This window comes from Paenibacillus sp. MCAF9 (assembly GCF_052114265.1).
In the GTDB taxonomy this organism is placed as follows: domain Bacteria; phylum Bacillota; class Bacilli; order Paenibacillales; family Paenibacillaceae; genus Pristimantibacillus.
This window is the reverse complement of sequence record NZ_JBFREL010000007.1, coordinates 262,763-280,776: the sequence shown is the minus strand read 5'-3', so window position 1 is coordinate 280,776 and position 18,014 is coordinate 262,763. Positions and strand designations below refer to the sequence as shown.

At 41.6% G+C, this 18,014-nt stretch carries 8 protein-coding genes; all 8 read right to left on the bottom strand.

Annotated elements, in window-relative coordinates; translation table 11 throughout:
- Window positions 1-151: 151 nt before the first annotated feature.
- Entirely contained in the window at window positions 152-4,534 is a 4,383-nt protein-coding gene (locus AB4Z45_RS15320) for an Ig-like domain-containing protein (RefSeq protein ID WP_441910210.1), read from the bottom strand.
- 183 nt (window positions 4,535-4,717) lie between these two features.
- Entirely contained in the window at window positions 4,718-5,932 is a 1,215-nt protein-coding gene (metK, locus tag AB4Z45_RS15315; protein ID WP_076266208.1) for a methionine adenosyltransferase, read from the bottom strand.
- Window positions 5,933-6,090: 158 nt separating this feature from the next.
- Window positions 6,091-6,366, bottom strand: a complete 276-nt coding sequence (locus tag AB4Z45_RS15310; RefSeq protein ID WP_430056936.1) for a small, acid-soluble spore protein, alpha/beta type — start codon at window positions 6,364-6,366, stop codon at window positions 6,091-6,093.
- A 112-nt stretch (window positions 6,367-6,478) separates the two neighbouring features.
- Entirely contained in the window at window positions 6,479-6,970 is a 492-nt protein-coding gene (locus AB4Z45_RS15305) for a hypothetical protein (protein ID WP_441910209.1), read from the bottom strand.
- Window positions 6,971-7,049: 79 nt separating this feature from the next.
- Entirely contained in the window at window positions 7,050-9,140 is a 2,091-nt protein-coding gene (locus AB4Z45_RS15300) for a hypothetical protein (RefSeq protein ID WP_441910208.1), read from the bottom strand.
- A gap of 214 nt (window positions 9,141-9,354) precedes the next feature.
- Entirely contained in the window at window positions 9,355-11,934 is a 2,580-nt protein-coding gene (locus AB4Z45_RS15295; protein ID WP_441910207.1) for an S-layer homology domain-containing protein, read from the bottom strand.
- 516 nt (window positions 11,935-12,450) lie between these two features.
- A complete protein-coding gene (locus tag AB4Z45_RS15290) occupies window positions 12,451-16,590 on the bottom strand; it encodes an S-layer homology domain-containing protein (RefSeq protein ID WP_441910206.1) in 4,140 nt (1,379 codons plus the stop codon).
- Between the two features lie 260 nt (window positions 16,591-16,850).
- Window positions 16,851-17,993 carry a glycosyltransferase family 4 protein gene (locus AB4Z45_RS15285; RefSeq protein ID WP_441910205.1) on the bottom strand — a complete coding sequence of 381 codons (1,143 nt, stop codon included), beginning with the start codon at window positions 17,991-17,993 and terminating at the stop codon, window positions 16,851-16,853.
- Window positions 17,994-18,014: the final 21 nt, after the last annotated feature.

The window sequence follows — 18,014 nt, the reverse complement described above, 5'->3', positions numbered from 1 at the left end:
GACTACAAGAGTAGTAGAAAAGTTACGCATGATAGAAGACTGCTATCGCTTTCTATAGGGTGATAGATATCAGCTATGTACATCGTGGAAATGAATGACATAAAAAGAGCAGCTCGCCGTTTGGGCGAGCTGCTCTGCTTTGGTTCATTTATTATGACGAAAGGAATTTCACCTTCTGCAGTAAACGAAGAAGCATAACCGTTCCTTCTGCGCGAGTTGCATTGGTTTGCGGGCTCAATGTTGTTGCTGTTTTACCGCTAATCACACCAATGTACACTGATTTCGCCATGTCTGTCTGCGCCCAAGCGCCAACCTTGCCTCGATCCGTATACTTCTTGAGATAAGATGCGGCCGATTCTGGCAGCTGCACCGTTAGACCAGCCACCTTCGCTGCTCTAATCATCATAACGGCCATTTCCTGACGTGTAATCGGGTTGTTTGGCTTGAAGGTGCCGTCCGTATTGCCAGCGACGATACCAGCCGCTGAGGCGGCTCCAATATACGCCCCCATCGCTGTGTTTGCATTTACATCCTTGAACTTAGCTGCTGCACTCCTGTCGCTGCTGAGGCCAAGCCCTTTAGCGATATAGGTCGCAAACTCACCGCGTGTAATTGCCTTCTCTGGTTCAAACTTCGTTGCCGAGCGCCCTTCCACGATGAATTTGCGCGACATGATATGGATAGCAGAAGCTGCCCAATGCTTCGATAGATCGGAGAAGCTGGATGAATTGCTAACAAGCGCATAAGCGCTGTTTCCTTTTCTTTTAAAAGTTGCTGTCGTCTTCCCGCCGCTTGTCGTAAGCTCGGTCGGAACATAGGAGAGCCCTCCTGTTGTTGGGTCGAACCATACAACGGCAGTATTTTTAAAATCTGCATTTTGGTACGTCTGGATTGTTCTTGAAACATAACCGCTAAAATCATTGAATGGCTTTTGAATCGACCCACTCACAGCATTAATATCAAAATGATAAGGACCTGCAAGCAAGCTCGTATTTGAGCTATTAATTTTTGTACTGATACTACCAGTTAGCGTTGATAACCCTTGGTCAATGCGAATGATTAATTGACCAGTCGCGCTATTACCGTTTAGTAACGTATTAATTTTCATATAATCTGCAGCATTTAATTGCAGCTCATATGTGACATCTCCATATTGAACAGCAAATATCGAGTTCGAATTCAAGCGATACGCTGCGTCAAGCGCATTGATTGGAACAGCTACAATAGCAGCTCTCTCTGATGCTGGCACTTTAAAGGCTACACGCGGACTAGTTAAGCCAGCTGAGCGAGCTGTCTGAAAAGCTGTAAGGAGCTTATCGTTCGAAATGGTATATCGGTTGGCTTGAACACCAGCAGGTGATACGTCAAACATTGTCGTTGCTGCCGTTGTTTTCAAGCCGATGCCGCCGCCATCAGACGTTTCAAAATCACCTGATAACCCATCAAGTATCGTCGTTTGGTTCGCAGCGTTTATGTTCGTAAAGCTATTGATCGTTGAACCGCTGTTTGTTCGAAGCCCTGACGCAGTTGAATAGTAAGTTACTGAAACCGTCTCTCCTATGGCAAAAGGAGAGGTTAACGTTAGTATAACGGACGACCCGCTAACATCTACCCTCGATATCGATTTAACAGAATTACTTGCGTTAACAGCAAACTGAACGGTAGACGGCACGTAGCTTGGATTTAATGATTCTGCAAAATTAATCGTAAGCGTAGAGCCTTTTGCAATGACGCCATAAATGTTGCCATTTTGCCCTCCGCTGCCTCCACCACCTGTGGTTACATTGTTAAACGAAGGTGCTGCATTGCCGGCAAGATCTGTTATTAACGTTACGGATGCCAAATAGGAAACTGCCGTAATCTGGCTCCCTGTTACAGCTGATGAAAGAGTCAATAAAACTGAACTTCCAGAAATCCGAACCTGAATAACAGAGCGTGCAATATTATCTACCAAAACATAAAATTGCCCCACTGATGGAACGCTTTGTGGATTTAAACTTTTATTATAGCTCAGCGTAACGATATTACTGCTCACGCTAATGGACTGAAGATTAGGTGTACCTGTGTCTGGCGTACTATAGAGGCTGTAGTTATTAAACGCTGCCAAATAATTGCCTGCCGTATCACGGATGGGATACGTGCCCGGAGCATAGGTCACATAGACGTTCTGGTAATTTTGTATCGAGCCATTAATCGTTAACAAAATATTGCCGCCTGTGCTTGAGATCGAGGTTGTACTGTAATTTACTCCGCCTGCGTTAACTGTAAATTGCAAATAGGCGTAGCTGTTCACAGTCGCTAGATCCTTGTTAAAAGATAAAGTAATCGCTGTACCCGAAGCATTCCCGCTTACAATGGTTGGTGCTGAAACATCCTTAGCACCTGATACGTCCTGATTTGCAATACTTATTGCTTCATTTCCTGAAGTATCTTGAATTGGGCTAACTGCTGCTTTGGAATAAGAGAGCTTCACCACTTGTCCCGCTACAATAGGGCTAGCTAACGTTAGAATGACTGTTTCTCCGCGAACTTGAACACCGACAACAGAACGAGGCGCCCCATTAACTGTCGCATAAAAACTTCCTGTAGAAGGTACCGCGTGCACATTCAGATCTTCATTATAGGTCATTGTAATCGTTGATCCGCTCCACTCGAGCTTGCTTAATGTAGGAGCTGTCGTATCAGAACCAAATGATTGAAAAGTCCATTGATATTCATTTAATATTCCAGCAAAACTATTGCCAGCCAAATCGGTTACTGCACTCGCATCAATCGTTACATAATAAGAAGTTTTTGCAGTAAAAGGCTGTGTTGGCGCTATGACTAACATATTATTATTGTTGCCATCTACATAATAGTTTGCTGGGATCGGCTGCAGTGATTTGTCCCCAATTGGGTTAAATAGGATCGAACCCGTTGCCCCTTTTTTTATCGGTTCGCTAAACGTCGCTGTAAAGGCTTGATTTAGCCCTACTGAAACCGCATTGTTAAGCGGGTTCAATAAAGAAAGCGTTGGTCTTACCGTGTCTTGAGAAACCGTAAAAGACCAATACGTCGATGAGGATATTCCGGCAAAATGATTACCTGCTGCATCACGAATAGCGCGATTGCCAATCGTTATATAGTATTTCGTATTGTTTACGAAAGCCTTCTCAGACTCTCCGTTTATCGCTTTATTGGGGTCTATCGTTATTTGATAGGTACCGCCGCCAGTCACGCGTTCCGAAGTAATTGGAATCGTACGGAACAAAGATCCTGTTGCAGTTTCTCTTATTTCAATGACTCCGCTGCTTGGGAAGACCGGTTCATTAAAATTAATTTTGAGTACAGAATTTAAGCTGGTGATGGATCCATTCGCTACCGGCAATAATTCTGTTGCAAGAGGCGGAGTGGTTTCATAGCCAGGATCTGTACTGAAATTCCAAACGGATGCTCCAGCAATACCGTGATACCATTGAGACCCATTCGGGTCTGTCTGGGTGAAGGCTCCAGCATCAATTAAAACATAGTAAGCTGTATTCGGCTCAAAGTTAGAGCTTGGAGTTATTTTTACTTGATTTTTGGTAACTGTAATTCTCGAAGAAAGAGCACTAAAACGCTCAAAAGTAGTATTATTGCTAATTCTGCGTATTTCAATATATTTGTCCGCACGTGCTTGTATAGCTTTATCAAAAGTGATAAACAGCTCTGAGTTTACTGGTACGGAAGTAGCATTATCTGCCGGAACAAATGGTGCAGCTACGTTCACCGGTGCTGCATCCGTTGTAAAAACCCATGATGTGCCGTAATATAGGTTCCCCGCCGCATCTTGAAATGCAGTATCTGGAATTGTAACGGTGTATGTTGTATTAGGCTGCAGCGCTGCAGGAGGTTGAATGACGATTAGGTTCGTCCCGCTGCCTCTTACCGCATTGGATGTAACAGCAATAGTACGGCTGTCCTCAACCGAGCTAATTTGAATGTTGCCACTTGCAACATAAACAGGCTCATTAAATGAAATCGTAATCGGTGTAGTCACCGCAATTGGAGCGACAGTTGGCGCCAAGCCCGTATGAGAAGGCCTGGTTACATCAACTTCAGCAACGGTACGAAAATTCCAGCTGCTGGCACTTTTTATACCGGCATAACCAACACCATTGGATTGGTTAACAAACGCACCGGCATCTACCAATATGTAATAATTCGTGTTTAAAGCAAAATTATTAGACGGATCTATTGTCACGACACGTTGTGATGAATCAATAGTAATACGATTAGACGATAGAGGTATACTCTCTACCAAGTTGCTTGTTGCATAGTCATAAATATTAATAGACGTTGAACTAGAGCCTTTGCTTACATTTTCATCAAAGGTCATCTTTAAATCAGCGGAGATCGACACGTTAATTAGATCGTCGGCTGGGCTCAAACTAAGTACGACAGGGCCGGAAGCCGCTGCTGCCGCTTGCTGCGGAGCCGATGACCAGCCTGCTAGGCTTAATTGGAGCAACAGCATAACAGCGATAAACGAAGATAGCTTGCTCGTTCGATTCATTTCAATTCACTCCTCAAAAAATTACACTCGTACCTTATTTGTCGGTTTCTAAGCATGAAAAATTTAGGTTAAACTACTTTTTTGTACCGATTGAATAACAAAAAAGCCGTCCATGAAGTAGTCATACTACTTTGTGGACAGCTTTTTTCAGCCTATAGAGGCTTTTATATTGTATATCGAATCTTAAACTCCGCTTTGAACGCCAGCGTCTGCTTTAAGCTTCTCCGCTTTGTCAACGCGTTCCCAAGGAAGATCAACGTCTGTACGGCCGAAGTGACCGTATGCAGCTGTTTGTCTGTAAATTGGGCGACGTAGATCAAGCATTTTAATAATGCCTGCAGGACGAAGGTCAAAGTTGCTAGTGATGATATCAACAAGTTTATCTTCACCAATTTTGCCTGTTCCATACGTATCTACGTTAATTGATACCGGTTGTGCAACACCAATTGCGTAAGCCAGTTGGATTTCGCATTTGTCTGCAAGTCCTGCAGCTACGATGTTCTTAGCTACATAACGGGCAGCATAAGCTGCTGAACGGTCAACTTTTGTAGGATCCTTGCCGGAGAATGCGCCGCCGCCATGACGAGCGTAGCCGCCATACGTGTCAACGATAATTTTACGGCCAGTTAGACCAGCATCACCTTGAGGTCCGCCAATTACGAAGCGGCCAGTTGGGTTAATGAAATATTTTGTATCAGCATCAAGCCATTCCACTGGAACAACCGGCTTAATAACATGCTCAAGAATATCTTGTTGGATTTGCTCAAGCGTGATTTCTTCCGCATGTTGTGTAGAAACGACAATAGTATCTACGCGAACGGGTTTACCATCTGCGTATTCAATTGTAACTTGCGTTTTACCATCTGGACGAAGGTAAGCAAGCGTCTCGTTTTTACGTACTTCCGACAAGCGGCGAGCGATACGGTGAGATAGCGCGATTGGAAGCGGCATAAGCTCAGGTGTTTCGTTTGTAGCAAAACCAAACATTAGACCTTGGTCGCCTGCACCGATATCTTCGTTCTCTTGCTTCATGTCTTTGCCATCACGAGTTTCAAGCGCAGCATTAACGCCTTGCGCAATGTCAGCGGACTGCTCATTGAGCGAAGTCAATACTGCGCATGTACTGGAGTCAAAGCCGTATTTGGCACGTGTATAACCAATTTCTTTAATCGTACGGCGTGCAATTGAAGAAATATCAATAAAATCAGCACGGCTGCTAATTTCACCAATAACAAGTACAAGGCCTGTTGCTACAGAAACCTCACAAGCTACACGAGCGTATGGGTCTGCTTCTAGAAATGCATCTAAGACAGCATCGGATATTTGATCACAAATCTTATCCGGATGGCCTTCAGTAACTGATTCTGATGTAAACAAATGGCGTCCTTTAACCGACATCCGTATCAACCTCCTACAACCTTAATATTAATAAGTGCGGACATTCTACACAAAAAATGAACCTTTTCCCGTAGGAAAAGGTTGTTTTACAACTCTTCTAAAACAGTATGATACCGAAAATGTCGCTTTGTGTCAATGGACGCCGGAATTTCCAATAATTATTGATAACCGCCAAGCACTGATTCTGCTTGAGCTATCAGCCTTTTGGTGATCTCTCCGCCCACTGAACCAGCTTGCCTCGTTGATAATGCTGACCAGTGTACGCTGTGGCCTCCGGCTCCAGAGGATGCCCCTAGTTCGCCAGCAAACTCAGTGTCCGCTCCTTCGCTTGCATAACCGCCTGAGGTTAAACCAAATTCTGCAGCAATTTCATATTTCAGTTGATTTAATGCTGCTTTACTTGTTGGTACTACTACTTTATTCGAACGACTCATAAATGGCACCTCCAAAGAATATAGGAACACAATTGTATTGTGCATCCTTTCATCTTCTTTGAAGCGTATAATCTATTGTCATTTCGGGTAAAATGTTGAACATCCATCCATATTATTGCAAGCTGTATTTCCCTTTAACCAATACCGTCAAGCCGTTCTTTTGATTAGGATCTGGCAATATGCCGCGGCCCTCACGTGGGAAAAGCAATAAATGGTTGGTTGGAACAGCTTTCCCTTTAGTTAAATCCGTACCGCCAGTTAGGTCAGCTATACCGCTTGCGTCAGAGCTGTAAGCAATTGCCTTTCCTACACGTACAATGACCTCTGTGCCTTGGCCAGCCATTAGCGTCTTGCCAGCTGGCACTGTGACAACTTCTAGCGCGGTGTCCTCGACAGGCGTCGTCGTACCGCCTCCAGGAGTGCCTCCGCTTAGCTTGGCGAGTTGTTCATCCACATAGCTTTTAGTGACAACAGGGTCTTCTACAGAGCCCGGAGTCAGCGCATTTGATTCCGCTTCAAGCGGTGATGCAAAGTTTACGCCGACCCACACACCTGCTCCTACTAAAACAACTGCAACTAAACCGCGTATTACCTTTTTCTTCACTTTTGGAAGTCTCCTCTCTATCTCTCATCTCCTATAAAGATACTAGATTTAAGTAGGAGAAACCAGTTTTTTTATAAGTTTAGTGCTTTCCGTCTAGCCAGTTAATTGAAGATGAGAATGAAATAGGCATTGTAGCTAATTTTTTTCTATTGCCGTTAAAAGTCTCATAGATATTCAATTGGTAATTTTCCCAAAGCAATGTGTCTCCCATTTCTTTATCAGGATCACTGTAATTTGCTCCAACTTTCCACTTCAAGCTTTTTTCATCTTTTCCATCTAGATCTATCGCTTGCGAAATAAGAACTTGTTTTGTTTCCTCATGCTCAACTTCAAACACCAATTGTGATTGTGTATATCCGTCAAAATTAGTATCCTTTTTAACATTACCTCCGACCTTTATATCCATTCTTGTACCATTCATCCATACATTAAACATATTCATATCGACGGTATACGGTCCAACCTCTAATCCTGTAAAGTTGCTGCTAGCTAATTTCTCTTCAGGCAAAGTAAATTGTGCTGCTCGCAGGTACCCTTTAGCAGTTGCAGTTCCTTGCAATAAACCATTCTCATCAAATGCTTCTCCCATCAAAAGCTGAATACCTGTACGATCTACATTTTCAGGTAGTTCTGCCCATACGATGAGTTGGTCCTTACTATCTGATTTGATAGCGTTTGTTGCTTTCGTAAATTTCGCTTCATAAAGATTTCCATCTGTAGTTTTAAAGTACCCTGCAAGTAATGGAAGTGACCCAATTCTTTTTTGTTTATTTGTCAACTCAACGAATACGGCGAACATATCCGCTTTGTCACCTCTGAAAGTTTTAACATCAGTGACAATTGCATTATATGGAGCACCATTATTCTGCTGAACAAATATAGCACCTACATCTACTTGCTTAACGGGTACGATTGTTGATTTGGTAAGTTCCCCAATTTCCGTAACTGTTTCTCCAGATTTCTGAGACAACCTTAGTTTAAGCTTCTTCCAAGTATAACTGTAAGGTATTGATCCAACATAACTAATCGTTGTTGAAGCTCCAGGTGCTAATCCAATATCGCCGAACTTCTTAATTGCTTTGCCGTTCAACTTGATGTTGTCATCAACAATGAGCATTCCTGTTAGATCAGGTAAAGGCAGATATACTGAACCCTTATTTCTAACTATTAGATCCGCGATTACATTGTCATCATTGTTCCATGGGAACCTCTGTACAGCATTTAGTTCTACTTCATATGTACCATCATCATTCGTAAATGTTGTTTTGGTTGAAGTAGATGTTGTTGTTGTCACTTTGAATGGAATATCAAAAACGACAACTGGTATCTCGACTTTATTAGTTTCTGCGCCAACATTATTAGTAACTATAAGCTTCCAGCCAGTTGTCGCAACAGACAAAGGGATGGATCCAGTTAGCTGAACCGCATTAAGTACGGATGGTTCTAATGTTAGCGTTTCATCTGTTTTATTTCTTAAAGCTAGCTTATATAATCCTTTAGGTGTTTGGGCATAATAGTTATATTGCGGCAATGGTACACCGAATTTCCCTGTATTTCGTGCTACGTAAGTCAAATTGACATTATAGTTTTTTGCAGACTTTGTTATATTAATTTGATCAATGCGCAAGTTGACTAAAGAGTTATTAGCAAGTACACCCTGATACCCACCTGCTTTAACAAAATTAGAGTATCCTTTTGGAAATGTATACTGCCCAATAGTTTTTTCATATCCAGAAACGCTAAAATCAAATTTAATAATATTTACAACAAGTTGATCTAATGTAACTTTTGATCCAACTTCACTATAGTAAGTTAAAGTTGTTGTTGTTTTGGGCAAAGCCTTCTTTTTTTTGTCGGCTTCAAGTAAGGTTAACGTATATTTTGTTCCTCCCGTTGTCTTTAATCGGGCCCAATAATCGACCAAGTTAATAGCGCTGCTGTCGCCATTATAAATGGTAAAGGTAAAGCTAGCAGTCGCACCGGTTGCACTTGGAATTAAATTCGCGTCTGTTAATTGAATATAGGATGACTTTGTAATATTTACCTTCTTAAAAACATTGGAAGCCGTTGCAGCCTCAACTGGCTTTGATACAGGTACTGCACTTACCAGTACCACTAATGCAAGAAAGAACGATAGTATCATAGACAATCTTTTAAAACTCTTCTGCATTTTCATTTCACTCCGTATCTTTTGGTATACATATCTAGACGCAAACATTTACCAATAAGTTTCGCATAAAAATAAATTCCTTCATATCCTCCTTTCGCAACAATAATCAATATATCTTAATTAAAATATAACCTTTTATTATGAACGATGTATGAACAAAAAAAAAGGCTGAGAGACGAGCTCTCAGCCTTCTTCCATCATGCGAACATGATTACTATTTTCTTTTTACTACGATTACAGCAGCTTCTTTATGATCTACATCATAAACGCTACCAGTTTCAGCTACAGTTACGCTAGAAACTGTTGTGCTGTTTGCAATAGTACCATTTTGCTCTTTAACATCTGTGTATCCACCTGTGTAGATGTTATTACCATCTGCAGAGACTACATATACAACAGTGTTAGGAGTAATGATGTAGTTACCGTTGTTGCTACCAAACGTGTTGTCGTTTTGGTTAGCAGCAATGGATACTGAAGTCAATGAAGTTCCAACAACAGATACAACATCATAAAGTTTGCTTGTGTTTGGTGTATCAGTCAATTTAATGATTGTGTTTTTAGCAGTGTTTTCAATGTTAGTGAAGAACGCTGCACCAGTTACTTCAGTTGTAACTTTTTGATTATTTACGTTCAATGTAACAGTGTACGTAGAAGTTGTTGCTGAAGTAGCAGTTTTGTCAGCTGATACAAACAAGCCGTAGATTGCAGCGCCTGTTTCTGCATTTGCATCTGTATCAGTTTTCAAAATGATGTAGTTAGCAGTTGCACCGCTAGCATTTACATACGCTTTATCAGCTTTTGTTACTTGTGCAAGTGTACCAACAACCAATTTACGGTCTTCAAGTTTCTCAGCACCAAGCTTAGTAGCATCAATTACAACAGTGTTAGCATTGATGATGTATTTAGTAGTGTCAGTTGCAGTTGTATCAAGAACGATTTCTGAAGCAGATACTTTAGAAACATTGTATCCAGCGCCTTTTACATCTGTTTTAGCTGAAACGCCAGTAAGTTTAGTATCAGTGAATACCAACTCAGCCAATTGACCCTCAAGTCCAGCAAATGTTGAAAGAGCAACATCAGTGTACTTCACTTCGTTTTTGTTAGCTTTAACATCAAAGTAAGTTACTTTAGTTTTGCTAACAATCGCTTCGTTTTCAAGGATTTGAGCTGTTTTAGCTTCAAGGATTACTACGTATGGTTTGTTAACAGCTGCTTCTGGAGCAGATGCTTTAACAACTTTACCGTCTGCACTTAGTAGAAGAGTAAACTCTTTACCAATGTTTGCAGCGATCAATGTAGCAATGTTATCATTTGCAGCTTTGTCTGATTTTTCATACACTTTACCAGCAACAGTGTATTTAGCAGTACCATTTGAAGTACCTACAGCTTCAAGTTTACCTGTAGCAGTGTTACGAACTGCATTAACTTTGATAGCAACGTTACCGGATTTGGAAACAGCGCTGATTACATCGTCTTTTTTCAGGTCAGTAACTTTAGCTACTTTACCGTCAATAGTTACAGATGTAGCATCATTGATGAATGCGCTAGTTTGGTTCGTGTTAACACGAGCATCACGGTAAGCATTTTTCTCTTCAACCGAAGTTACAAGAGCATCTTTGATTGACCATTTTTCAGCAGTTGCAACGCGAACTTGATCGTTAACCAAGTACAATGTTACAGTGTCGCCTGTGCTTGCAGTTGAAAGTGCTGTTTCTTCGCCGTTTACGAAGTAAACTGTGCTAGCAACAGTAGCTTTAGTTTTAACTTCTGATCCTACTTTGATTTTAACGGAACCAGCAGTTTGGCCAGCTTCCAAAGTACCAGTCAATGTAGCAGCAGTGTCTTGTGCATCAGTGATTGCAAGAACTTTACCATCTTTACCTTTAACAACTGTTACGTTGTGACCAAGCAAATCAACTAGTGATTTACCGCCAGTAACGATGAAGTTAGAAGCAGTAGCGATAGTATCAGTTTTCAACTCGTCGTTACCTGCAGTATTCTTTTGAGTCCAGCGAAGTTTAACTTTGCCGTCAACTACAGAAGCTGCAAGAAGCTCAGCTGAAGAAGAATTACCAAGTTTCGAAATCAATGTGCTGTTGGAAAGTACTTCGTTACCATCAACGTTGTACGAAACCAATTTAGCGTTAAGAGTGTTAGAAGTCAGTTGAGCTACAACACCACGAAGTGCTTTTGCGCCAACATTAAGATCAACGTTGTCGAACAAGCCAAGGTCTTGTGCTTTCAGTAGGTAGTTATAAGGCCATACGCCTGACAACTTTTTCTCTTGGTAACCAAGGGAACGAACCAATACTGCTACAACTTCTTCAAACTTAACTGCATCGCTTGGACGGAAGTTTTTAGTACCAGCATCACCCAAGATGAAGCCTTTAGTTGCAGCTGCGTTGATGTAGCCTGTGTACCAAACGTTTGCTTTAACATCTTTAAACGTAGGTTTAACAGATTCCATCAATTTAGCTGCGCCTTCGTTACCGGAACCGATAACGATTACTTTCGCAAGTTCAGCGCGAGTAATTGTGTTTTCTGGTTTAAATGTACCATCTTCATAACCTGAAATGATTCCTAGTGCAGTTAGTTCTTCAACTGCTGATTGTACCGGTTTGCCAACAACATCAGATGGTGTTGCTGCAAAAGCTGGAACGGATAATGGTAGTACTAGCGCGGTAGCTAGCACAAATGCTGCTATTTTTTTCTTCATAACCTTTATTTCTCCTCCTCTAAATACGTGCGGTTGTTGAGAGTTTTGTTTAAATAGTGAATTGCTCTTTTCCCTCATAGCCGATTCACCCCCTTTCCAGAGTTGAGCACAGATTTGATATAAATGATGTCTACAATCATGATAAACCCATTTGTAAAATCATGTCGTAGAAACTTGTAAAAAATGCGAGAACATTGCTAGAGTCACGGCACCACTTTAACATTATACAATGGGCAGGTCGTACCGTAAAGAGGAAGTTGAGAATTCATTCCAATTTGTTTCCAGCATGAGTAGGTCTCGCGCATCAAATCATGTGTTTGTTACAACGTCATGTATTTAAACGCACGTGACAATGAAAAGTTGCGATGTTCTTAAAAAAACTTTAAAAGTTTTTTCTTTTTCCGTTTTTTCTTAATTATGTACATCTAACTGTAATCTACTCCCTGCTTTGTTAGTATAGCTTGTTTTCATAGAGCTCGTCGATGCTAAACATTTTCCATGGATAAAGTTTCTCTCGCGAGGCAAATGCTTTAATGGCGTAAAAAAATCTGGCCGCATAAAAATCCTACGACCAGATTTTTCTAACTTTTATTTTTAACCGATTTTAGGAAGCTTACCTAAATCCGCCAAAATTCGAGCTACGATAATCGCAGCATCAGAGCGCAACAAATTCGAACGCGGTTCAAACACTGAACCACCTTTTGGATTGCTTGGATCTACAGGAGATCCAAGAATATATTTTTTCTTTGCAATAGCAAGTACAGAACTTTTCGCATAGAAATTGACGTTGCCAGCATCTTTAAATGTTTTCTCGAGATCTTTATCGATCTTCGAGGAATCAGTTGCTAGTTTCATGTCCAGTGCTCTTGCAATAATAACAGATGCCTCTTCCCTAGTCAGAGCAGCGCTTGGCTGGAACGTACGTGGACCCGTGCCTCGTATGATACCTTCCCTCGCTGCTGTCTCTACATATCTATAATCCCATAATGCATCTGGATTAACGATAGCCGGTACATCATCAAAATGCGGCTTGCTAAGCTCATAGTTTAGCGGAATGTCTAGCGCCTTAACCATCATTCTTGCAAATTCACCGCGAGAAATATAAATATTGGAACCAAAATCATCAAAACCTGCTGCATTCATAATTCCTTTGGCGTAAATCGCTTCAAGGAAGTTTCTAGCATACGGATGAGACGTCATATCTGTATAGGAATAAACCATTTTACCAACTACATAATAACCAAATTTACTGAACGGAACCGTAATTGTGTTTTTCTTCACATCTACTTTACCGCCAATATTTTCCCAATACTTTGCTTTAACATCGTAACGATAAACGGTGATAATCGTTCCAATGCTGTCCTTCATGTTCGGATCGAAGCCAAGCGTCAAGGTTCCCGTCTTAGATGTTACCAACTCGCGATTGTCAGGGCGATCATCATAAGTAGGAATCTTTGTTCCGCCCGTGCCCTTAGCGTTCGGGAATTGATAAGGGTCTACACCCATTTTCAAAGGATCGTATGCACCCGTAGCAGGATCATCTGCCAAACCTGCATCAATCCAGTAAACAGGGCTTGCCTTTGTAAACCTTGTCGGGTAAGACAATCTGAATCTTGTCCCGAAGCTTTCCATAATAATATTAAAATTCGGCGGCCACGCTTCTAATTCACGGCGATCAACAACCCCATCCTCTGGATTGGCAATTGCAAACAATAAATTATGACCACTAAATACTTGGTTCTTTAAATTTGCAGGTACGTTAAAATCTGTACGGATCAACGTTGTACCCTTTTCGAATTTTAACGAAAGCGCTCCATCAAAGATTTTGTGACTGCTATCCATCGGCTCCATGAATTGAGCACCCGGAATATTCGTTGGAGCATACGTTATCTCAATGCTGCTTTGCACCTTGTCATTTGCACTTGAAATAATAAAGTCAATTTTGTTTTTACCGACTTTCAGCTTATTTACATAGACACGATAGGTGTTTTTATAAAGCTCTTCAATAGTTGCTGGATTATTATCCGAATCATAATCAATTTTCTCAGCAATTTGCTTGTTGATGGTAACAGAGCTTGCACCTGGTGCATCAATAATAACCTCAATGAAATTTTGGTTCACGATCGCTTTGTTTGGCAAAATCGGACGCAAAATCGTATAAGGAAGCGAGGTTGGATCCACTTCAAGTCGATAAGAAGCTTTAGGACCAGTCTCTCCATTGTTGTATGCAGTGAAAGTATACACACTCGAACTGCCGTCAGGATTTAGAGCCTGCGAGTTTAATACAAACGAGAACGTCTTGGTGTCTATATCATAACGTACAGCTAGGTTAGCAATATTATTGGTAGTACTTTCATTAACTTTACCTAGAACTGTTGCGCCCTTCATAATGACTAACTCATTGCTCAAATTCCAACGAATTGGCGTTTTAAGTGAGCTGCTCTCAATCTTCAAAATGTATTTATCTGGATCTGTAAGTTCTGTACTATCTTTCATCAATTTAATATTAGCTTGGATATTAGCCAAAATATCCGTGTTCGTGCTGCCAGTAGCTATCAAATCGATAAAATCGAACGTACCAAAAATATTCATGTTTGCTTCGTTAGTCGTGAAAATTGCGCCGCGCTTCACGAAGTTTGGATCATTCGGAACTGGTTCCGTATATTTGCTGCTGTAAGGATAGATACTTGTTCCTTCTACTGGTATAACCGGCAGGTTTGTTGGAATCAAATATAATTTGATCTTTTTCTCATAAGAGTTTTTACTTCCTTGGAATACGAATTTTATCTCATTCTCGCCACTAAACAATGCATTGAATGCATTTGTCCTTTGGCCTGGAACAATTTCAAAATTAGTTACAGGTTTGCCCGCTTGCTGCTGCAGTTGAATCGGCGTGTTATTCACATAGAAAAATACTGTTTGAGCTTCATTTGCTTGAAAAGTGTAACGAACCTCAGAAGTATTATTAATATTATTCATAATACCTTTAAAGTCACTCAAAGCGCCTGAAATAGCCGCTGTGATTCGTTCAGATTGCAGCTTGTTCGTGTCATCATATACAGTCATGTTGTCAAATACACTTGTATAGCTTACATAAGGTCCGAAGAGCATTGTAAACTTAACATCTTTCGTCACGCCGCCAACTTTAAGCGTTACCGTTTGAGTACCTTCAAACGGGAGTTTGTGAAATACAAGAATTTCACGCTTATATACTTTTCCATTAATGTTTACAAATTTATTGATCAAATCACTCGATACATTTTTGATGTTGCTTACGTCATCGAAATCGTAGCTGCTCGGTGCAGCTGCATTGGAAACATTTTTGATCCCTGTAACTGAAACTAGATTAGCCGTCTTCGATACATCAGCATTACCAACCAACACTTCCATCGCGAAAGGAACACTATAGATATTAGCTCCTTCAAGCGGAGTACCTGTGAGTGATTCACCTGTCCCTGTTTTATAACCATTTAAATAATTAATATTGTCGATGAACTGAGCCGCTCCATTGCGAAGCGAGAAACTCATTAGCCCAGTACCTTCACTGCCATTTTGGCCAAGCGATTCTGTTTTTGCGTTTTTTGCTGTTAATTGAATATTATAGACCTTATTATAATCCAGCTTACCCGTATGATCCGTACCGATTGGTCGAGTGAAATTATAAATAAAGAATGCTTCCTGACCCGTATAAGTACCTAATGGTGCTGGTGTAGCAGTAGCACCTGCTGGTTGTGTCAATTTAAAAGAACTGTCTCCATTTTGCGTAATCGTATATTCGATAGGTATGCTCTTCGTTGGATCTGGATGAGGATCAAGCTTACCGTCACCGTCATCGTCCTTTAAGAAGTTAGGCACGATAATTCTTCCTGTGACACTTGCTGAATTCAAATCCGTAACTAGTAGGTTTGGATTGTACTCTAAAGGCTCCGCCGTATTAACCGCACCATTTTTACCATTAAGATTCACATCTAAAAAGGTCACTTGTCCGTTATAAAAGGCGATCTCGCGTGTTGTCTCAACTGTCTGATTCGCGTTTTTTACTTTAATAGTAACCAAGTTTTTTCCTTTGTTCACCGTAATCGGAGAAGCGGCAAACTGATAATTGTTGGAGCTGTTAACCGAATAGGTTTTGCTGCTCCCGTTCACATCCACCGTTACTTGCTGCGCATTTGGAGCGAAACCAGTAATACTGATATCAGCGGATTGTCTGCCAGCGGAAGTCGTTGAATGTACAACCGTTGTTCCAACTTCTTCAATTGCAAATTTGTTACCGTCTAATTGGGCAACTAAATCGTAAAATACAGGCCCGTTGTGATACTCAATATAGATCGAGCTTGTCACTTCGCCGCCGCCTTGAATACCTCTGAACGTAATGCGGTTCAAGCCAGGAAATAATTCTACGTTATATACCTGAATATTAAATCCGCTAATATAAATATTGCTCGTTATGTTCTCACGTTTAGAGCCAAGATCGTCATCTGTAGGGTCAGCAGTGCCCTTGTTATTAATAACTTGAACAATACTGTAAGAAACCGAAGTAGGATCTACACCAGTGATTGATCCATTCAATGTAAAACGCGGATCGGTTGTGACTCTTGCTTCCGTAGATAGTTCCTTTTCCGTCGGAAAGCTGAAGCTTCCTGTTGCAGCTGTTACCGTTTGTGAAGCTCCGAACGGCGGCAACAATGTAATCAACAGTGCCAGCGTTAGCGCTAATGATAGTAATCTTTTCAAAACAATGTTCCTCCTTTATGTATATGGCGAGCATGGGTATTTGAATGATAAATGGCCTGACGACTATGCGGCTTACCTTTGAATAAATCTTCCTCCCTTTTCCTCTTTAGTCAGCTTTGATGCAATTGCAGTTAGGAGATCTGACCGCAGAAAAGTTCTGTACAGTTGTTATCGGCTTTTGGCTCCCAATTTTTTAGCTATTTGGTCGATTTCCATCAAAAAAAGAGCCCTGATTCCGTTAAAGGATTCAGAGCTCTTATTTATTTGGAACGGGATTCAGCATCCAGCTTGAGTCGAAGTCTCATTCGAGCTAGGAAATTAATAAGCGGCCTGCGTGTTTTGTCCACGATACCGGTTATTTCTGCCCCAATCTGCAAGAAAAACATTAGCATACATATGACGGCAAAAGTAATCCAGTTCGCTGCGCTCGACTGCACGACAGCTGATTGCACGATTGCGAGTCCGCCGAATATAGCAGCTACTCCCCAAATGATAAGTACGGTACGACGGTGGCTGAAGCCAAGGTCGCGCAGACGATGGTGCAAATGCCCTTTGTCTGGTGCAAATATCGGTTTCTTGTTTACCCAGCGGCGAACGATTGCGAAGAAGGTATCCGAAAGCGGAACGCCGATAATGAGCAGCGGTGTTACAAACGATACCATCGTTACCTGCTTGAAGCCAAGCATCGAAAGCGTTGCTAGACTGAAGCCGAGAAACAGCGAGCCCGAGTCGCCCATAAATATTTTTGCGGGATGAAAGTTGAAAACGAGAAAGCCGACAATTCCGCCCAGCAGCAATGTACTCAGTAAGATAACTGGTTGGAAGCCCATCAGTGATGCCATCACAACAATCGTTGCAATCGCGATGCCTGACACGCCGGCAGCAAGCCCGTCCAAGCCATCGATCAGATTAATGGCATTCGTTACACCGACGATCCAGAGAATCGTAAGTGGAATGCTGATCCATCCGGCAATTGGCTGCATCGTTTCGCCGAACGGAATGTTCAGCAAGTTGATCTTAACGTCGAAGACGAAAACGACTACGCATGCCGCCGCGATTTGACCGAGCAGCTTCACTTTAGCTGAAAGCTCGAAGCGGTCATCGAATGCACCTAAAATAATAATCATCGTACCGCCGACTAGCAGCGCGTTGATCATATTGGAATCTTGCGGACGGAGCAAGCCGTCTGGTATAAATGGCGATAAAATAAAGAATGCGCCAACGAATGCAATATAAATAGCTAGACCGCCAAGACGCGGCATAATGCGCGTGTGTACCTTGCGGTGATTTGGTTTGTCTATTGCGCCTACTTTGAAAGCAAACTTCTTAACAAGCGGCGTCATCGCAATGGCTAGAACAAGAGCGATTATGAACCCAATTGAATACAGCAAGCCTACCGGCATGTGTGCAACTCCCCTTTTCTT